Origin of the sequence: uncultured Massilia sp. (assembly GCF_913773735.1) — a bacterium.
Classification (GTDB): Bacteria; Pseudomonadota; Gammaproteobacteria; order Burkholderiales; family Burkholderiaceae_D; genus Telluria.
In genome coordinates, this window is sequence record NZ_CAJYEB010000035.1 from 108,081 (window position 1) to 127,808 (window position 19,728).

General features: G+C 68.3%; 16 protein-coding genes. 8 read left to right on the forward strand and 8 right to left on the reverse strand.

What is annotated here, in order from left to right:
- Positions 1-119: 119 nt before the first annotated feature.
- From QZ749_RS17885 to QZ749_RS17895, 3 genes are all read right to left on the reverse strand, one after another.
- Entirely contained in the window at positions 120-2,660 is a 2,541-nt protein-coding gene (locus tag QZ749_RS17885; RefSeq protein ID WP_296949522.1) for a cation-translocating P-type ATPase, read from the reverse strand.
- A complete protein-coding gene (locus QZ749_RS17890) occupies positions 2,657-4,438 on the reverse strand; it encodes an alpha/beta hydrolase (protein ID WP_296949523.1) in 1,782 nt (593 codons plus the stop codon). The genes QZ749_RS17885 and QZ749_RS17890 overlap by 4 nt, the downstream gene beginning before the upstream one ends.
- A 147-nt stretch (positions 4,439-4,585) precedes the next feature.
- A complete protein-coding gene (locus tag QZ749_RS17895; protein ID WP_296949524.1) occupies positions 4,586-5,461 on the reverse strand; it encodes a universal stress protein in 876 nt (291 codons plus the stop codon).
- Between the two features lie 235 nt (positions 5,462-5,696).
- Between QZ749_RS17895 and QZ749_RS17900 the strand changes: the two genes are divergently transcribed.
- The 3 genes from QZ749_RS17900 (at position 5,697) to QZ749_RS17910 (ending at position 10,086) form a co-directional block, all read left to right on the forward strand.
- Positions 5,697-6,737 carry a zinc-dependent alcohol dehydrogenase family protein gene (locus tag QZ749_RS17900; protein ID WP_296949526.1) on the forward strand — a complete coding sequence of 347 codons (1,041 nt, stop codon included), beginning with the start codon at positions 5,697-5,699 and terminating at the stop codon, positions 6,735-6,737.
- A gap of 2,303 nt (positions 6,738-9,040) precedes the next feature.
- On the forward strand, positions 9,041-9,514 hold the full coding sequence (locus QZ749_RS17905; protein ID WP_296949527.1) for a redoxin domain-containing protein: 474 nt from the start codon (positions 9,041-9,043) through the stop codon (positions 9,512-9,514).
- A complete protein-coding gene (locus tag QZ749_RS17910) occupies positions 9,511-10,086 on the forward strand; it encodes a thioredoxin domain-containing protein (RefSeq protein ID WP_296949529.1) in 576 nt (191 codons plus the stop codon). The genes QZ749_RS17905 and QZ749_RS17910 overlap by 4 nt, the downstream gene beginning before the upstream one ends.
- 403 nt (positions 10,087-10,489) lie before the next feature.
- On the opposite strand, the gene QZ749_RS17915 is transcribed toward QZ749_RS17910, so the two are convergent.
- Positions 10,490-11,143, reverse strand: coding sequence for a BON domain-containing protein (locus QZ749_RS17915; protein WP_296949531.1), 654 nt, complete (start codon positions 11,141-11,143; stop codon positions 10,490-10,492).
- 254 nt (positions 11,144-11,397) lie between these two features.
- Between QZ749_RS17915 and QZ749_RS17920 the strand changes: the two genes are divergently transcribed.
- Positions 11,398-11,841: a PRC-barrel domain-containing protein gene (locus tag QZ749_RS17920; protein WP_296949532.1), complete on the forward strand. Its 444-nt coding sequence runs from the start codon at positions 11,398-11,400 to the stop codon at positions 11,839-11,841.
- Between the two features lie 72 nt (positions 11,842-11,913).
- Positions 11,914-12,906 (forward strand): LLM class oxidoreductase, encoded by a 993-nt coding sequence (locus QZ749_RS17925; protein ID WP_296949533.1) that lies wholly within the window; start codon positions 11,914-11,916, stop codon positions 12,904-12,906.
- Here the strand turns inward: QZ749_RS17925 and QZ749_RS17930 are convergent.
- Positions 12,888-13,232, reverse strand: a complete 345-nt coding sequence (locus QZ749_RS17930) for a DUF5335 domain-containing protein (protein ID WP_296949534.1) — start codon at positions 13,230-13,232, stop codon at positions 12,888-12,890. The two genes, QZ749_RS17925 and QZ749_RS17930, sit on opposite strands and share 19 nt — an antisense overlap.
- Positions 13,233-13,603: 371 nt before the next feature.
- Here QZ749_RS17930 and QZ749_RS17935 point away from each other — a divergent pair, with 371 nt between their 5' ends.
- Positions 13,604-14,752 (forward strand): low temperature requirement protein A, encoded by a 1,149-nt coding sequence (locus QZ749_RS17935; RefSeq protein ID WP_296949535.1) that lies wholly within the window; start codon positions 13,604-13,606, stop codon positions 14,750-14,752.
- Between the two features lie 97 nt (positions 14,753-14,849).
- Entirely contained in the window at positions 14,850-15,350 is a 501-nt protein-coding gene (locus QZ749_RS17940) for an L-dopachrome tautomerase-related protein (RefSeq protein ID WP_296949536.1), read from the forward strand.
- Positions 15,351-15,456: 106 nt separating this feature from the next.
- Here QZ749_RS17940 and QZ749_RS17945 read toward each other — a convergent pair whose 3' ends face one another.
- The 3 genes from QZ749_RS17945 to QZ749_RS17955 all read right to left on the reverse strand — a co-directional run bounded on the left by QZ749_RS17945 (position 15,457) and on the right by QZ749_RS17955 (position 19,194).
- Complete coding sequence (locus tag QZ749_RS17945; RefSeq protein ID WP_296949538.1) at positions 15,457-15,750, reverse strand: hypothetical protein; 294 nt, start codon at positions 15,748-15,750, stop codon at positions 15,457-15,459.
- Positions 15,751-15,771: 21 nt separating this feature from the next.
- Positions 15,772-17,859, reverse strand: a complete 2,088-nt coding sequence (locus QZ749_RS17950) for a ComEC/Rec2 family competence protein (RefSeq protein WP_296949540.1) — start codon at positions 17,857-17,859, stop codon at positions 15,772-15,774.
- A 258-nt stretch (positions 17,860-18,117) separates the two neighbouring features.
- Complete coding sequence (locus QZ749_RS17955; protein ID WP_296949542.1) at positions 18,118-19,194, reverse strand: serine hydrolase; 1,077 nt, start codon at positions 19,192-19,194, stop codon at positions 18,118-18,120.
- Between the two features lie 151 nt (positions 19,195-19,345).
- On the opposite strand from QZ749_RS17955, the gene QZ749_RS17960 reads away from it, so the two are divergent.
- Complete coding sequence (locus tag QZ749_RS17960; protein ID WP_296949543.1) at positions 19,346-19,690, forward strand: hypothetical protein; 345 nt, start codon at positions 19,346-19,348, stop codon at positions 19,688-19,690.
- Positions 19,691-19,728: the final 38 nt, after the last annotated feature.

Sequence of the window (19,728 nt, forward strand, 5' to 3'; positions counted from 1 at the left end):
GGCGAGGGGCGGGCAGGCAACTCGTCCAGTTTCCGCGCCGCGCGGATCGAGGCTTTGATGAAGGTCAACCGTCACCGGACGACGCGCATGCCTGCGCAGCCCGGGCACGACATCCCGGCTCAATGCCGTCGCGCCACTTCCAGGCCCAGCAGCATCAGCGCGCCGGCGCCGGCGGCAAGGCCGAACCAGGCGGGCGGCGGCGCGGCGAACTGCAGCAGCCCGGCGGCGGCCGGCAGGTATACGGTGGCCGCCAGCACGGCCAGCGCGCCGGCCGCGATCGCCAGGAACACCGGATTGTCCACCGCCAGCGCGCCGGCCGCACCGCCGCGCTGGCGGTGCGCGAGCAGCAGGCCGAGATTGCACAACAACATGGCCGCGAAGCCCGTCGCCCGCGCCTGGGCCTCGGGCAGGGCGGACAGGGCCAGCAGGTACGTGGCGGCGACCAGCAGCGCCGCCCAGGCGCCGCGCAGCAGGGCGTGCGCCAGCGGCGCGGCGCCGAGCAGGGCTTCGCCGCGCGGCCGCGGCGGACGCCGCATCAGGTCGGATTCTTCCGGCTCGTTCTCGAAGGCCAGCGTGCAGGCCGGATCGATCACCAGTTCCAGGAACACGATGTGCAGCGGATGCAGCAGGACCGGCCAGCCCGCCAGCGGCGGCAGCAGGGCCAGCGCCGCGATCGGGACGTGCACGGCGGCGACGTAGCTCATCGACTTGCGCATGTTGCCGAAGATGCGGCGGCCCGCGCGCAGGGCCAGCACCAGGGAAGCGAAGCGATCGTCCAGCAGCGTCAGCTCGGCCGCCTCGCGCGCCACGTCCGTGCCGCGCCGCCCCATGGCGACCCCGACGTCGGCGGCGCGCAGGGCGGGCGCGTCGTTCACGCCGTCGCCCGTCATCGCCACCACCGCCCCGCGGCTTTGCAGCGCGCGCACGATGTCCAGCTTCTGGCCCGGCACGATGCGCGCGCAGACGCTGATGCCGTCCAGCCGCGCCGCCAGTTCGGCGGCGCTGCAGCGCGGGATGTCGGCGCCGGTGACGACGCCACCGGTGGCCAGGCCGGCCTGGCGCGCGATGGCGCAGGCGGTTTCCGGATGGTCCCCGGTCACCATCAGCACGCGCACCCCGGCGCGCCGGCAGTCGGCGACGGCCTCCGGGATGTCGGCGCGCAGCGGATCGGCCAGGGCCACCAGGCCCAGCAGGCGGTAGCGCAGCTGCGCCGGATCGTCCGGCAGCGGCGGGACGACCGCGCGCGTCTCGGCCACGGCCAGCACCCGCAAGCCCGCGCGCCCCATGGCCGCGGCCGCGGCGAGCGCTGCTGCGCCATCGCTTGCGGACGCAGGGGCATCGCACAGGGCGACGATCGTCTCGGGCGCGCCCTTGGCCGCGGCCACCAGCGAACCCGGCTCGCGGCGCACCCGCACCAGGGCGGGCCGGGCGGCCGTCAGGCCGTACTCGCGCACCACGGGCGCTTCCTGCGCGCCCGCCCGTTGCGGCGCAGCGGCATCGCGCAGGCGCGCCGCGGCCTCGACCAGCGCGCGGTCGACCGGGTCGACCGACGCCGGACGGCTGGCGTGCACGGCGGCCTCCAGCAGCTGCCGCAGGGGCTGGGGCAACCGCGCAAGCGTGCCGTCCTCGAGGTCGTGGGCCACGCCATCGCACCACAAGCGGCGCAGCGCCATCCGGTTCTCGGTCAGCGTGCCGGTCTTGTCGACGCACAGCACCGAGGTCGAGCCCAGGATCTCGATCGCCGCCAGCCGGCGCGTCAGGACCTGGCAGCGGGCCAGGCGCCAGGCGCCGATCGCCGGAAAGACGACCAGGATGGCCGGAAACTCGGCCGGCAGGACGGACATCGCCAGGGCGACGCCGGCCAGCAGCGCCTGCAGCCAGCCTTCGCCGCGCCACACCAGCAACAGCACCAGCAGCAGGCTGACCGCCAGCCCGAGGAAGGCGACACGGCGCGCCAGCGTGCGGGTTTCGCGCTGGAGCCGGCCCTGCGGCGGACGGATGCGCCCCAGCGCGGCGCCGATCCGTCCCAGTTGGCTGCGCGCGCCGGTCGCATGCACCCGGGCGATGCCTTCGCCCTGGACCACCAGGGTGCCCGAATACACCCAGGGCTGGCCGTCGCCGCCGGGCGCCGGCGGCGCGCCGGCCGCGCCTCCCGCCCGCTTGGCGACGGCGACCGATTCCCCCGTCAGCAAGGATTCGTCGACGGCCAGGCCGCTCGCTTCCAGCACCAGGGCGTCGGCCGGCACCCGGTCGCCCTCGGCCAGCAGCAACAGGTCGCCCCGCACCAGGCCGGAGGCCGCGATGCGCTGGCGGCGCCCGTCGCGCACGACGTCGGCGGACGGCGCGCTCAGGTCGCGCAGCGCCGCGAGGGCACGTTCGGTACGCCCCTCCTGGTACAGGGTCAGGCCCACCATCAGGAGGACCATCAGCAGCAGGAACACGCTCTCCTGCGGTTCGCCCAGCAGCAGATAGAGCAGGGCGGCGCCGACCAGCAGCAGGAACATCGGCTCGCGCGCGGCCTCGGCCAGGATGCGGGGCCAGCCGCGCCGGCTGCGGTCGGGCAGGGCGTTGGGACCGTCCGCGGCCAGCCGGCGCGCCGCCTCGTCCCCCGACAGGCCGTCATGCGGCGGGTCGGCCCCGGCGAGGCCGGCTTCGCTCATGGCGCCAGCACGTAGCTGCCGGGCGCATCGGCGATGCCCACTGCCGGCGTGGCCGGCACCAGCGGTCCGGCGCGGCGCGCGAGCCAGCTCTCCCAGGCCGGCCACCAGCTGCCTTCGCGCTGCACGGCGTCGCGCCGCCAGCTCTCCGGATCGACATAGGGCATGTCCACGCTGTGCGTGGCGATCTGGTAGCTGCGCCCGGGCGTGCCCGGCGGCGACACGACGCCGGCATTGTGCCCGCCCGACGTCAGCAGGAACGTCACTTCGGTATCCGTCAGGGGCAGGATCTTGTACACCGACCGCCAGGGTGCGACATGATCGGTCAGCGTCCCCACGGCAAAGATCGGGATGTGCACGTCGGTCAGCGACACCGGCCGCCCGTCGACCAGGTAGCGCGCGCTGGCCAGGCTGTTGCGCAGGAAAAGCTTGCGCAGGTAGTCCGAATGCATGCGGTAGGGCATGCGGGTGGCGTCGGCGTTCCACGACGCCAGGTCGTTCACGCGGTCCGGCAGGTCGAGCAGGTAGTGGCGCAGGCGCCGCGACCAGATCAGGTCGTTCGAACGGAGCAGCTGGAAGGTGCCGGCCATCTGGCGCGTGTCGAGGTAACCCTGCTGCCACATGGTGGCCTCGAGGAAGCTGACCTCGCTGTTGTCGATGAACAGCGACAGCTCGCCCGGCTCCGTGAAATCGACCTGGCCTGCCAGCAGCGTCATGCTGGCGAGCCGCTCGTCGCCGTCGCGCGCCATCGCCGCCGCCGCGATCGCCAGTAGCGTGCCGCCGAGACAGTACCCACAGGCATTCAACTGGCGCGCGCCGGTCTGCTCGACCACCTTGCCGATGGCGGCCATGACGCCGAGGCGACGGTAGTCTTCCAGCGAGAGGTCGCGGTCGTCGGCCTGCGGATTCTTCCAGGAGAGGATGTACACCGTGTGGCCGTGTTCGACGAGATAGCGCACCAGCGAGTTCTGCGGCGACAGGTCGAGGATATAGTATTTCATGATCCAGGCCGGGACGATCAGCAGCGGGGTCTCGTGCACCGACGGCGTCGCCGCGTCGTAGCGCAGCAGCTCCATCAGCCGGTTCGCCATCACGACCTTGCCGGGCGTGACGGCCACGTCGCGCCCGGGACGGCAGGCGACCGCCGGCCCGGTCCCGGTGAGCCCGTTGCGCAGGTCGGCGGCGGCGCGCAGCATGCCGTTGAACAGGTTGCGCCCGCCGCTGACGAGGGTGGCCTGCAGCACGACGGGATTGGCCGCGATGAAATTCGACGGCGCCACCGAATCGAGCAACTGCCGGGCCACGAACGTCACCACGTCCGTATGGTGCGGCGACACGCCGCGCACCCCGCTGGTGGCACGGTGCCACCACTGCTGGATCAGCAGGAAGCCCTGGCTGACCAGGTTGTACGGCCAGCCGTGCCAGGCAGGATCGGCGAAGCGCTTGTCCTGGGCCAGCGGCTGGAGCGGTTCGGCCGGGCTGCCGTGGACCGCGCTGGCGCCGTACTGCAGCCAGCGCTGCAGGCTCGCGACGGCTTGCAAGCCCAGCTCGATCTGGTTGTCGGGCGACAGCAGCAGGTGGCTGGCCCAGTCCTGCCAGGCTGCGGCGAGCGCGGCCGGCGAGACGTAGCCAGTGAGCCGCCCGAGCCAGGCGTTGAGGACGAGGTCGGCCGACGCATGCTCGACGCTGGCCTCGGGATAGGGCGTATGGCGGCCGCCTTGCCACGTGCTGCCTTCGCGGCGCTGCTCGCTTGCGGGAACCTGCTGCAACGGATAAGCCATGCTGTACTCCCTTCATTGGCGACGCGCCCGGACGCGCGCCGGTTCCCGCCCGCCGCAACCGGCGGCTCGCGGCGTCGCCCCGTGCCCGCACCGCATCCGCGCGTGTCCGCAGGCATCCATGATCGGTCCGGTCCGCCGCCTGCCGCGTCAGTGGGCGATCAGCAGCGGCACCGGCACCCGTTCCAGCAGTTCGCGCGTGACGCCGCCGAGGATCCATTCGCGGTAGCGGCTGTGTCCGTACGCGCCGGTCACCATCAGGCCGGCGCCGCCGCGCCGCGCCAGTGCCACCAGCGCCTCGCCGACGGTGCCGCGCGTGCGTTCGACCTCGACCTCGACCCGGACGCCGTGGCGCGCGAGATAGAGCGCGATGTCGGCGCCGGGTTCCTCGCCGTGCAGCTCGGACAGGATGTCGGGATTCACCAGGGCCAGCGTGACGCCGGTCGCGCGCTGCAGCAACGGGAGCGCGGCATCGATCGCGCGGATCGCCTGGATGCTGCCATCCCAGCCGACGACGACCTTGCCCGGCAGCGGCTGGTCGAGGTATCCCTGCGGCACCACCAGCACCGGGCGCGCGCCGCGCAGGGCCACGTACTCGGGCAGGCGGCGCACGCGCGGCGGCAGCAGGAGGCCGGAACTCCCGCCATCGCCGGCCGCGGGGGCGGCGTCCTGGCTGACCACGACGAGGTCGGCGTAGCGCGACTGCAGCAGCAGCGCGTAGCGGGCATCGTCCTCGACCAGGCGCGCCTCGACCGACGCGATGCCCAGGCGCGCCGCCTGCGCGCGAAAGCCGTCGAGACGCGCGGTCGCGGCGTCGCGCAGGCCACGGAAATCGGCGCCGGGATCCGGCACCGGCGCGCCGATCGAGCCGGTGAGCAGCGCATAGTCGAACCAGGTGATGCCGGTGGCGGCGCTGCCCACCAGGTGCGCCCCGTGCGCGTCGCACAGCCGCGCGGCGACGGCCAGGCGGCTTTCCTGGTCGGGGCCGCCATCGATATGGACCACGATCGTCTTGTAGTCGTGCATTGGCAATCCTTTCGTGCGCCGGGAGGCGGGAATCAGGAGTCGAGAATCGGGAATCGATATGGCTGTGACCCCGGCGGGAGTCGGACGTGCGCCCTGGATGCCGGAATGTTGGCCGCGCTCAAATGCCGCTGCACTTACGGGAATGTTCCGGCTTGGCGGTGGACCAAGCTTTCGCGGGGCGCGATTTCGCGCCTCCGTCATTTGTCATCCGTCATCCGTCACCACGGGAGGAGCGATGCACGCACTCGTTTATCGCGGGCCGGGCCGGCGCGCGCTGGAAGACAAGCCGCCGCCGGCCATCGCGCAGCCCGGCGACGCCATCGTGCGCCTGACCCGCACGACGATCTGCGGCACCGACCTGCACATCCTGAAGGGCGACGTGCCGACCTGCCAGCCCGGCACCACGCTGGGCCACGAAGGCGTCGGCATCGTCGATGCGGTGGGTAGCGCGGTCACTGGCTTCCGGCCCGGTGACCGGGTGCTCATCGCCTGCATCAGCGCATGCGGCCGCTGCGAGTATTGCCGCAGGGGCATGTATTCGCACTGCCTCGACGGGGGCTGGATCCTCGGCAACCGCATCGACGGCACCCAGGCCGGCTACGTGCGCATCCCGCATGCGGACTTCAGCCTGCACCATATTCCGGACGGCGCCGACGAGGACGCGCTGGTCATGCTGAGCGATATCCTGCCCACCGGCTACGAGTGCGGCGTCCTTAACGGCAAGGTGCAGCCGGGCAGCGCCGTGGCGGTGGTCGGTTCCGGCCCGATCGGGCTGTCGGCGCTGATGACGGCGCAGTTCTATGCGCCGGCCACCCTGGTCGCGATCGATCCGGACAGCCGCCGCCTCGAACTCGCCCTGCGGTTCGGCGCCACGCACGCGCTGGCGCCCGGACCCGACACGGCGGAGCAGGTCAGGGCGCTCACCGGCGGGCGCGGCGCCGACACGGTGATCGAGGCGGTAGGGGTCCCGGCCAGCTTCGCACTGTGCCAGGACCTCGTGGCCCCGGGCGGCAACATCGCCAACGTCGGCGTCCATGGCAGCAAGGTCGACCTGCACCTGGAACGGCTGTGGTCGCACAACATCGCCATCACGACGCGCCTCGTCGACACCGTCACCATCCCACAACTGCTGAAGGCGGTCACGGCCGGCAGGATCGACGCCGCACGCTTCGTCACGCACCGCTTTCCGCTGGAACAGATCGACGAGGCCTACCGGACCTTTGCGGCGGCGGGGGAGAGTGGCGCGGTCAAGGTCATCATCCAGGTCAGCGATTGACACGACGTGCCTGGCGTCGGCGCTGCCGCAGCTATCAGGGGCGGGGATGCACACGGTGCAAGGCAGGCGGGCCACCGATCGCCGTGGCGAGTGGAATGCGGTGCAGGGTGCTTGGGCATGGGGACCGGTGACGCGATGCGCCAGGTGCACACGGGTCGCTCGACGGGCAGGACCGATCCCGGGTGCCGGCGCCAACGCGACTGGGGAACGGCGCGAGCGCGGGTACGGCGTGTCCCGGCGGCTCATGACGGATTCATGCCGGCAATGGGATCCGGGGAGGAAGAGCCAGGTGACCGGCTGGTGGCGGTGCCGCGCACATGGCGCCTGGGGGATCATTGTCGGGGTTGCGACCAATGCATTCGCCGATATGGCGAACTCGACATTGATCGAACTCCACACTATTCGAACTCGACATTATTAAGCGTATTGTCGAGTTGAGCCGGTATGCGTACGAAGGTCCACTGCGAACAGGGAACCCTGCTGGTACAGTGGACGTATCGGCGTCGAGGTCCGGGCCAGGAACAAGACGAAGCCGTTCAATGCCATGCCGAGCCCCGCCGCACGTCCATTCGCACTCTATCAACGGTTGGGTCGCTGCGCAAGACGTGAATGCCTGCCGGAAGTGGCACCTTCGCGACGCTCGGCGGGCAGGCCTGTGCCATCGGCCAGCGATGCCCCCGCGATCCCGCCACGGCCACCGGGGACGGACATCCCGGCATGCGGCGCAGCTGGACGCGCCTTTGGCATCCCGACGCCAGCAAGCCGGCGGCTCCTTGCCGCGCACCCGATGCTTGTGGACCGGTTGCAGGTGGACCGGTTGCTGGTGGACCGGTTGAAGGACATGGGCAACGTTGGAAAGACGACCCCGCACGGCCGGCAGCGAGGATGCCACCACCGCAAGCGCCCGTAGCGCCCATGCTCGTTGCCGCAACGGCGTGCCGGCTTGCCTCCGGTCCTCGCTAACCGGCCATGCGAACGGATCGGCGCGCAATCGATCCCGTCCATCTCCGTTGGCGGACGACGAGGTCCCCACGGGCGGCGGCTCGCAGTCGAGGCCTGCGCATGCACGGCGGCGCCTGCGCGAACCCCGGACGCGCCTGTCCGAGCACGGATGCGCACTGCGATGAACACGCGTCGCGCAATGCGGCGGCGTCGCCGAGCGACTGCGTCCTGTTCCGTCGGCCGCATCCGTGTGCCGTTGCGATCCGACACGGTCCGGTGCAGGTCGGAGGAGCAGGACGGCGCACAGCCCGTCGATATCCCGTGAACCGACGTGAGCGACGATGGCCCGGGACGACGGCACCTCGGGACAGTACCGGGAATCGACGGTCGCACGGACCGCTCGGGTCCAGCCAGGACAAGCACGCGACCTGGCAGAGAAAGCGGGTAGACCGGCCTCCACGGCTGTCTACCGACCATATCCATTTACCTTATTTGACATAATATAGATTATGCGAATATTGAGTCATTGCGCCTGAGCCGTGGATTCATCCGTGACGCGTCACAGCGCTCGGACCTCAACATATGTCCATCCGCGACATAAGATCCGGTGCAAGATAAGCGGTCTTGGCGTTGTCGACTGCGATCGCGGCGTCTGCCTGAAGTGTGGTTACCGACTCCAGGGAATTCGACTGAGCTGTCCTCTGCAGGGTCGCCACCAGGTCGCCAGCTGCCGTCCGTAACTCGTCTGGATGCCGATCACTTCCCGCGACCGCGCACGCCATGCCCGCTGTACGTCAAGCTCGCGTCGACGAGGCCTCCGAATAGTCACGGCGAGCGATCTGCGATTGTCCTCCTTGCGGCCGTGCTGGATCGCCGCGAGCAGTTCGACGTTCTCGACTTCCTGCCAGCAGTTCGTCCAGTGACGGAACCGCGCTCCACGCGATTGCTGATGCCAGCGAATCGGGCACCGTGGTGTCGTGCTGCCTGCCGACCCCTCCAGCTTGCGCCGCGTGCACGCAAGCGCGTGGCCGCTTCCTTCGGGCGCCCGTCTGCGCCGCTTGGTTCGCCCTCCATCGCGAGCACATCGTCCCACCCGGTCCGCGTCGATGTCGACGGGACGCATCCGGGCATCCGGGCGTCGCGCTTTCCAAGCGTTTCCGTCGCGATAGGCGAACGGCACCGACAGCCGAGCGCACGCGGGTCTTGCGCGATGCGCGAGACAAACCGCGTGCGTTCGATGCGGAGGTGGTGTAGTCTTTTTCTTAGCCGCCCTCTTCCTACTTTCCGAAGAAAGACGGAACTAAGCCTGCCCCAGTCCGTCTTATGGTCAGTGAATCTTTCATGTGAAGAGCGAGCAGAATATGGAAACCCTGAAGGCAGGCACTCCGGCCCCGGAGTTCGAACTCAATTCCACGCCAGACCAGCGCGTCAAACTCTCGGACTTTCGCGGACAGCGCGTGATCCTCGCGTTCTATCCGGCCGACTGGAGCCCCGTCTGTGGCGACCAGCTGGCACTCTACAACGAACTGCGCGACGAGTTCGCCAAACACAACGCCGTTTGCATTGGCATTTCGGTCGACGGCGCCTGGTGCCACGCTGCCTTTCGCGAGCAGCGCGGCTACAAGCTTGCACTCTTGTCCGACTTCGAACCGAAGGGCGCCGTTGCGCGCCAGTACAAGGCGTACCGCGACAAGGACGGCGTGAGCGAACGGGCCTTGTTCGTCCTCGACGAAGAAGGCGTTGTCCGCTGGACGCACGTTTCGCCGATCGGCATCAATCCTGGTGCCGACGGTATCCTCGAAGCGCTGGAACAAATGGATGGGAGCACATCATGAGCTTGGCGAAACCGGTCGATCAAACCGACCACGTCACAGGACCGGCGGATGCGCCGGTGATGCTGGTCGAGTATGGCGATTTCCAGTGTCCGTACTGCAGGGCGGCGCACTTCTATCTGAAGAACGTGCTGGCGACGATGGGCGACGAGGTACTGTTCGTCTTCCGCCACATGCCGCTGACGCAGGTGCATCCGATGGCGCAACCGGCGGCCGAAGCGGCGGAGGCGGCAGGCGCGCAAGGCAAGTTCTGGCCCATGCACGACGCGATCTACGAGCACCAGGACGCGCTCAGCCCTGCGCTGTTGACGCGGCTCGCGCAACGCCTCGGGCTCGACATGCAGCGTTTCACCGACGACCTGCAGTCCCACCGCTTCCTGCCCAAGGTCCGGGGCGATTTCATGAGCGCCGTGCGCAGCGGCGCGGCGGGCACGCCGAGCTTCTTCATCAACGGCGAGCCGTATGAAGGCGGCTTCGACGACGAGTCGCTGATCGAGGCGCTTCGCTTCGCCGCCCGGATGCGCGGCGCACCCGCCACGCGCTCGCACCACACGCCTCGACCCAGGGCGCACTGACCGGAACCCGCCAGGCGCGGCGCCAAGGCTGCCGCGTCGTCGCCCACACCGCTCCCCGACCGGAAATTTTCACGCGCCCTGTCATTGAAAGGCACCTGCCGCTGGCTGCCCGATCGGCAACGCGCGGGCGCCATGACGTGTGCGCCAACGCCTTTCGCCGGTGCCTGACGGACGCGGGCTCGACACTGCAAAGGGCCCTGCGCCCGCATGCCCTGCTCGGCTCTTGTCCGTCGAATCCATACCGTTCACACGGAACCGGGCCGTGCGAGATTCGGCCCGCGACCATGGGCCGGATACCACCCCTACCCTTGGCCGGGTGCGCGAACGCGCAGATACATGAAGCTTCGCTTGCGTGACGACTGCCCCGGCGTCGGCATACATGTTCGCACGGGGCGACGGCACGTCAAGGCTGGATGACGATGCGGTCCTCGACCTTCCTGACGCCTGGTGCCTGCCACGCCGCACGTTCGGCCTGTTCGCGCTCGAACCACGAATGCACGGTTCCCTTCAGGACCACTTCGCCATCGCTGGCCTCGACCTGGATTCTATGTGCGTCCACCTCGGCGCTACGCAGGAACGCTGCTTCGATCTTGCGTTTGATTTCCTGAGCCGCGACCTTCGGCGCAATCTTGATCGCGTTGATCACGCCCTTGGCGCCCTTGACGCTCCGTACCGATATCTCGGCCTTTTCTTTCTGGTAGTTCCACTCCGCCTCGCCGTCCAGCGTGATCCAGCCATCCCTGACGACCACCTTGAAGTTCTGGCAGGAATAGGGAAGCTGCGATTGCAGCGCCTGCACCGCATCGCGCGCGATGTCCGGATCCGGGCGCTGGTCGATGCTCGGCAGGCGAACCTCCAGGTCGTTCGCGACGCCAACGCCCCCCTGCACCCGCTTCACATCCTTTTCGACTTCGAACTTCTGCAGATAGCTCGGGATGAATCCTGCCAGGGTGACGACGCCGTCCTTGGCGGTCACCGCAATGTTCGTCGCATCGATGTCGGGGTCCCATCGCAATTCTTCCTCGACATCCCGTTTGATTTCGTCGTCTGTTTTCATCACATCTCCACATGTTCCTTCATTCCAGAATTGGCGACGCGCTGTGTTGCTCGCCATCGTGCATGCGCCACTCAGCATGACGCCGGCGCTGCGCATGAAGAAGCAGCATCGGTAACCACAGAGGCCGCGCAAGCAATTGCTTATCTCCTTCGCATAAAGTTTGGCGTAGGTCAAAGCGCAGTCGATTTTCAATCGTGGCCCCCATCGTCCCGCCTATAGTTGGACGCACCACGGCTAACCAGGAGGGTAGCGCCATGAAACGTATACTTGCAGTCTCAGCGATGTCAGTAGTATCTCTCTGCCTTGGCGTTGCATCGGCTGCGGCTCCGGCGCAGTCCAACGCGCAAGCCCCCGCGGCACCGGTCGCCGGCAGGGCACCCCTGGGCGTCACCGTGATCGAGATGGAAGCCATCGTCGTCGGCTGGAGCGCCAAGCGCGACCTGATCGGCAAGACAGTGGTCAATGACAAGAGCGACAAGATCGGCAAGATCGACGACCTGATCATCGCGCCGAGCAAGGACGGCACGCCGGCGGCAACGTTCGCGATCGTCGGCGTGGGCGGCTTCCTGGGGATCGGGAAACGGGACGTGGCCATCCCTACCACGCAACTGAAGCTCCATCAGAAGCAGTTGACCCTGCCCGGCGCGACGAAGGAAGCGCTCAAGGCCTTGCCGCCGTTTGTCTACCAGGACAAGTAAACAGCAAACCGCACCGCCCTTTCGGCGCGGGCCGGGCCGGGGCGCGCCCGCGCCGATGGACGAGGTGAGGACATGGCAGACCTGCTGACACCGAACCGGACGGCCAAGCCGAGCGATGGCAAGGGCTACCGGCGCATGTTCGTGGAACATCGCCTGACGGTCGGCGTGTTCTTCCCGATCGAGGCGTTCTCCGGAGACCAGCCGACGATGCTCGGCCAGGAGCGCCTTGCGCGCCGCGCCGAGGCGCTCGGCTACGCCGCACTCTGGTGCCGCGACGTGCCGCTGCGCGACCCCAGCTTCGGCGACCTGGGCCAGGTGTACGACCCATGGGTGTACCTGGGTTGGATCGCGGCCCAGACCGAGGAGATCGCGCTGGCGACCGGCGCGCTCGTCCTCACCCTGCGCCATCCCCTGCATATCGCCAAGGGCGTCGCCTCGGTCGACCGGCTATCAGGCAACCGCCTGGTCCTCGGCGTGGCTTCCGGAGACCGGCCGGTCGAGTTTCCGAGCTTCGGCGTCGACTTCGAAGAGCGCTACGCCCTGTTCCGCGAGAACCTGCGCGTCGTGCGCACGGTCCTCGCCGAGGAATTCCCGCAACTCCAATCGCCCTACGGCACGCTGGATGGCAGAGCGGACCTGGTGCCCAAGCCGATCACTGCCGTGCCCATGCTCGTCACCGGGCACAGCGGGCAGTCGCTGGACTGGATCGCCAGACATGCCGACGGGTGGATCACTTACCCGCGCGGCCTGCAACGCCAGGCGGAGGTCGCGGCGCAGTGGCGGGCCGCGGTGGATGCGGCGACGCCCGGCGTCTTCAAGCCGTTCGTGCAATCGCTCTACATCGATCTGAGCGACGATCCCGACGCGGCGCCGACGGCGATCCACCTGGGCTTTCGCGCTGGCCGGCATTTCGTCCTGCGCCTGTTCGAGGCGTTGCGCTCGATCGGCGTCAACCACGTCATCCTGAACTTCAAGTACGGCGCGCGTAACGCCGGCGACGTACTCGAAGAGATCGGCCAGGAAGTCCTGCCGCGTCTGCAGGCGCATCAAGGAGATGGCGAGTAAGGCAGCCTGATGGGATCGCGCAGCCGGATGATCTGGCGCACGTCGTCGGCGTCGATCACCTCCATGCTCGCCAACCCGGCCGGCTCCTGCTCGATGTAGATGTCGCGCGGGTGCCGGATCAGGTGGTCGAGCCCCTCCAGCAGCACCTCCAGCAAGTCGTTCTTGGGATCGTAGGTGATGCCCAGCAGCGGCACCCACTTGGCTTCGGGCTGGACGCCGATATCCAGGGACGCGACCTCGATCTCGGTCTGCTTGCCCACCACGATCTTGGACATGTGGTCGAAGTACGATTGCCACACCCCTTTGTCGAGTTTGACTGTAGCCATAGGTTTACCTCCATTTGTTGCTGTTGACAGCGCTTGCTGTCGACAGAGCTGCTGTTGACGAAGCACCGGCACTGCTTACCCGGCGCGCTGTAAACCACTATCGGGCCGGAAGATTCCCGGCCATGGAACGCAGGCAAGGGTTCTCGCTTAGACCCCATTGCACGCGCCAGATTCGCTGCGCGCGCGACGGTCGACCGACCGACGTGGCGCGCGCGGCAGGCAGCGCCTGGCGCCCAATCGTGCGCCGTGCGCTCGCCGGATTCTTTGCTACTATCCGCTGGTACGCGAGGCAGGCAAGCCAAACAATCGGCGAAGCGATACGCGCAGCGAATCAGCCTGGAAGGCCGGGTGCAGGTCCACCACGAGACCACATGTACGACACCAAATATTTCGACGCCAATCGCCGTGCCACCTGGCTCGAGCTGTTCTTCGACCTGATTTTCGTGGTGACCATCGGCGACGTCACGCACGTGCTGGGCCACACGCACGCGGGGCATCTGGAACCGTTCCAGTTCTGGAAATTCGTCCTGATTTTCGTCCCGCTGTGGTGGGTCTGGGCCAGCCACACGATGTACGCCAACCGTTTCGATGCGGACGACCGCAAGCACCGGCTAGCCACCCTCGTGATCATGTTCCTGCTGATTGTCATCTCGGGCCTGATCGACCAGCGCTTCCTGACCAGCTTCGATGTCATCGTCGTCTGCTACGCCGGGTCGAAGTACATCATCGGCGCCATGTACTTCGTGTCGAAATACCGCCACAAGGAAAGCCTGGAGCTCACGACGACCGTGGGCTGGGTGATCGTCATCGGCAGCAGCATCAGCCTCGCCGCGGTCCTGTTCCCGCCGCCGCAGCGCTACGTCGTGTTTTACCTGGGAATACTGTTCGACCTGGCGGCATTCATCTTTTTCCTGCCCCGTGTCCTCCACGCGATCCCGGTGCACACGGAGCACCTGATCGAGCGCGTGGGACTTCTCACGATCATCATCCTGGGAGAGTCCGTCGCCAGCCTGTCCACGGGACTGGCCGACATCAGCTGGACCATGGAGAAGCTGCTGACGGCCGCCACCGGCTTCGTGCTGATATCGGCGATCTGGTGGGTCTACTTCAACAGTTTTCACCTGCTCACCGAGCAGAAGCTCACGACCGGCCACTCGGTCCTGTATTCGCACCTGTTCGTCTTCATCGGCCTGTCGATCCTCGCCAGCCTGATCCGGCACGCGATCCTCGACGACATGGCCGTCTTCGACTTCCGCATGCTGTCCGTGATCGGCGCCGTCTGCTTTTTCATCGGCAAGCAGTACGGCTATTTCATGGAGCGTCCCGAACTGCGCACGCGGCTGGTCGTCAATACCCTGGTCGTCTTCACCCTGTGCGGCTTCGCCGTCCTCCTGCCCCGGACCAGCTACATCCTGCTCGGCCTCACCATCGCGGTGATTTGCTATGCCGTCCTGAGCCTGACGTACCTGAACGTCCCGCCGGCAGACCATGCCCGCAACGGTAAGCGCGCGCATCCCTGAGCGGTCCTCGGCTTGCCGAGGGGACGTCATTGCGTTCACTTCGCCCGCCGCTTCACCGCGTATCCGTATTGCACCGGCCACCCAGCCCGAAAACGGCGTGGTGGTGCGCACGGACGGCAGGCCGCTGCGCTATCCGGACGGCCGGCCGGTGCTGTTCGCCGCCGACAGCATCGCGCTCTCGTCCGATGGCGCGTGGTTGTACTGGAAGCCGCTCACCGGCACGACCCTGTACCGCATCCGGACCGCGGCGCTCGAATGCGGCGGCCCGGCCGGTCATGACCTCGGCAGCCAGGTCCAGCCCTATGGCCGGGTCGGGCCCACGGACGGCCTGTGGATCGCGCGCGGTACCGACACCTTGTACGTCAGCGCCATCGAGGACAATGCCGTCAAGGCGCGCAACCTGTCCGAGGGGCCGGCCGGCGACCTGCGCACGGTGGCGCAGGACCCGCGGCTGCGCTGGCCCGACACCTTCAGCGAAGGACCGGACGGCGCGCTCTACGTGACCAGCTCGCGCATCCAGGATTCGGCCTTCTTCCGCCGCGATGCGCCGCCGGCCCTGCCGACCCGGCTGTGGCGCCTGCCGCGGCCACGCGACTGACACCCGCCCGGGGGGGCGCATCCTGATGTTCAGGAAGAGACAGGATGCGTCCCGCAACCGGCCGGCCATGCGCTCGATGAGCTCGATACGGTGAATCGTCCGACGCTCATTCCTCTCCCGGCCGCAGGAGCCGCGACGCCACCATCGCCGGCGCGCCCGGTGCCGTCCATGTTGCCGTGAACAGCGCCTCGACGAAGGGAAAGACGCTCGCGTCCCGATAGCGCCCGCACGCGTGGGCCCTGGCCTGGGACTCGCCGACGAAGGCCGGCAGCGCGCGCTCGCCAGCCTTGGCGCAGGCTTCCGGATAGTGCGTTTCCAGGTGCGCGAGCAGCCTCTTTTCCTGGGATTCCCGCGCGCCGTCCTCGAACGCGGCGAATTGCCCGGCGCGCACGATCAACATGCGCGCCTCCGTCCGAACCCGTCATGGCTTGTACTCGTCATCGTCATCGAAAGCCTCCATGTCTTCCTCTTCGATCTCCCGGTCGAACCGCTCGTCGAGTTCGACGAGCATCTGCTCGGTCTCGATGGTCTTCGGCTCGCTCTTCGTCTTCGACTCGCCTCCCGTCGTCACGCTGCGCTGGGCCGGTCGATCCCGGATCCCCAGGCTGCGCACGATCTCCTCGTCGCGGGCCGCGCGCTGGCGCTCGATCGCGTCTTCCAGGAGAAGGGTCTGCCAGGCATGCTCGGCGGGCGCATCCTTTGGGCAGGCGGTAACGACCAGGTCTTCCGGTTGCTCCTGCTCGTACGTGATCTCTTCGGCGATGTCGGCCTGGAGGCAGCAATGCCGCGTGAGCCGCCAGCGCGCCAGCTCGCGGTCCCAGTAGCCGACATAGAAAATGTGCTTGCGGACCATCGAATGCTCGATCCGCAGGACGATCGTGCCCAGCGTGCTCTCGTCCCCCGCTACCCGTCCCTGGCCCTGCTGGATCTCGTCGTGCGGCGTGATGTGATTGCGCCGGTAGACACAGCGGGTCAAGTAGAAGTTCTGCATGCGCTCGCCACCGGCCAGGGCGTCGAGCGGCTCCTGCCGGGGGTGGAGGAACTTGTCGTGGATCCCGCAGGAGATGAACGCACTAGTGGGGTCCAGGAGCTCGACGAACGCCGGCGTCGTCGAATGGTGGCTGCCGTGGTGGCTGACCTTCATGCCGCACAGATGGTCGACGCCGAAGTACCCGTCGATGGCGGCGCCCACCGCTCCCTCCAGGTCGTTCGCCGGGACGCCGGGCGCGTCGCCGCCGAGATAGTAGGAGAAGCTGCCGAAACGCAAGAGGAAGCACAGCGAGCGCGCGTTTTCCCGGTCGGCGTGCAACGGCTGCACGTATCTCCCCCCGATCACATGGCCGTTGGCGGAGATGCAGGTGAGGGTCAGGACAGGCGCATTGCCCGGGATGCCGACCTGGACCAGATTCTTCCCGATCATCCATGTGGGGCCTTTCCCTGCGCAGATCCGCCGTTTGCGGGCCGGCCCCGCGAGGAGTTCCTTCAATTCCTCCACTTCGTCGTCGAAAAGACGATCCTCCTCGAGGTCCGTCTGCGACAGGCTCGAGGTGAAGCTCGTCAGCTGGTCCACGTCCTCCGGGTCGCCCCGGTCGAAGATGAGGGTCTTCTGGCAGAGCGTCGATTCCTTGAGGAGCGCCAGGGCGCCGCGGAAGTGGTCCTTGTCGTAATGGGTGATGGCCAGGACGTCCAGGTTGACGATGCCCTGGCGCTGCATGTACGCATGGATCAGCGGCGCCTGGTTGGCATCGGCAGCGTCGATCAGCGTCGTGTGCACGATGCGGCGGCGGTCACGGACGACGATCAGCGTGGCGTCGCCCTGTCCGATGTCAAGGTGGTGGATTTCCAGCGTCAGGTTGTCGATATGCGGCGATGGCACGTTGCCCGTGTCCAGGCCGATGTCGATGTCCACGTTCTGGTCCGGCTCGAAGACCGCCGCGTCGAAGTGGTTGCCGCCGTTGATGTAGACGTTCACCGTGCGGGGGGCGTTGCCGGTCAGCTCGTGCAGGTTGGCCGCGGTGTAGAAGTCGACCGCCATCCCATAGTGCCGCCGCACGAGGCTGGCCGTGAACGCCGCATCGCCCCAGATGGTGTAGCCGAAGTATCCCGCGTGACGCAGCCAGTCCGGCAGGCGCTCCATCTTCATCGCTTCGATGTCGGCGACGCTGTATTGCATCCACACGACGAATGCCGCCAGCGGACAGCCGCCGCCGTTGCCGTGGTCCGCGCCCGGCCCGGCGTGGTGCCAGTCACGCAGCGACGTGGCCTGCGGGGTGGTGGCGTCCTGGACGACCGCCAGCGCGCCGACGTCGCTGGACGACAGGACCAGCTCGGTCAGCGTCCGCAAATCGTTGTAGGGAGGCTTGAACAGCAGCCTGGCCGCCTCGGCGGCCAGCGCGCGGCGCACGTCGCGCGCCGCAACGACGCTGTGCGGGGGGTGGCCGAGGAAGCAGGCCACCACATGGAAGAAGCAGTCGCCCGCGCCCGGGACCTTCACGACACGCTGCGCCACCGCTTCCCCTCCCTCCCCATGACAATCCACGACGCCATCGCAGGCCCCTTCCTGCCTGGCCAGGACGCCGGCACCGATCCGGATGCGTGCGGCAAGTCATGAAGCGACGTCCGTGGCAGCGACATCCTTGGCAGCGACATCCGAGCAGTCCGGGGCGCGGACGACAGCGCGGGCATGCGCCCGCATGTCGGTGCCGTCGCCGCGACCATGCCGTCGGCCAGGCCCGGCCGGGCCGCCTCCCCGGCGACATGCCGGACCTTACCCGTACGCCGCCTCCATCAACGCGCTGGCCAGCTCGCCCAGGCGGCGATGGTCGTCGCTGCCGTTGTTGAAGACGACGACGCTCATGCCGTCGTCCAGCACGCGCCGCGCCACCAGGCGGAAACCGCCGTTGGCCCCGTCTTCCCAGGCGGCTTCGCGCGCCTTGCCGGCGATCGTCTCGACCCGGGTCCGGCCGCCCAGCGCGTAATGCTGTTCCGGCATGACGACCCGCATCAGGGTAGCGCGCGAGGCCGGCGCCAGGATGTCGCCGCCGAGCACGCCGTCCATCAGGCGCAGCATGTCCGGCGCGCTGCTGTAGAAACCGCCCGCCATCGCCAGGTACGCCGGCACCGCGCTGACCCTGCGCTGCCAGGGCGGCGCCATGCCCGCGTAGGCCACGGCCATGCCCGGCACGGCGCTGGACTCGCCGTGGAAGATGCCGCTGTCGCGCAGCCCCAGCGGCTGCACCAGCCAGGCGGCGACGCAGTCGCGATAGGCGCGGCCGCTCGCGCGCTCCACGATCGCCTTCACGATCAGCCAGTTCGCGTGCGAGTAGTCCCAGGCGCTGCCGGGAGCGAAGCGCAGGTCGCCGCTGGCGTAACGGCGCACGGCCTCCATCTGGTCCAGTTCGACGAAGGCGATTTGCGGGTCGGCCTTGCGCGCCGCCGCGATCTCGTTCGGCACGCCGCTGGCGTGGCTCAGCAGGTGGCGCAGCGTCAGCCGGGCGCCGGTGTCGGCGCGGTAGTCGGGCAGGTAGTCAAGGATCGCGGCGTCAAGCGCGAGCTTGCCCAGGTCGACCAGCTTGAGCACGACCATCGCCGCGATCCACTTGGAGACGGATCCGGTCTCGAAGCGGGTTTCCAGCCGCATCGGCACGCGCTGGTCCAGGTCGGCCAGGCCCAGCGCCCTGCTGAACAGGACCTGGCCACCGCGCCCGGCCAGCACCGTGCCGTTAAAATCGGGAAAGGCGCCGAGCGCCGCGTCGAAGCGCGCCCGCGCACCGGCCGCGAAGGCGCGGGTGGCGGGCTGCAGCGCCGCGGCGGCGGCGAGGGCGAGACAGTGGCGACGGTGCATGGCTTGACGTGGCGATGGCGACCGGACGATTCTAACCACTTCGGCACCGCGGCGATATCCCGACTGTTGTCATATTGCATCTGTGCAACCCGCGCGCCGGCATGTACCATTGCTCCTCACGACGCGAACGACGACTGGAAAGGCACGCCGCATGGGCATCATCAATACCGAAGTGGAATTCACCCTGCCGATCGGCTACCGCGACGCGGACGGCACCCTGCACCGGCAGGGCGTCATGCGCCTGGCGACGGCCGGCGACGAAATCCTGCCGCTCAGGGATCACAGGGTGCAGGCCAACCCGGCCTACCTGACGATCATCGTGCTGTCGCGCGTGATCGTGCGCCTCGGCAGCCTCGACATGGTCAATACCCGGGTCATCGAGGAGCTGTTTTCCGCCGATTTCGCCTACCTGCAGGCGCTGTACAACCGCATCAACCAGGTCGATGGCGGCGACGACGGCGCGCCGGCCGACAAGGCCGTCCCGCCGCGCCGCTGAGCACGCCGTCACGCGTCCCATCACATCGATCCACCTGT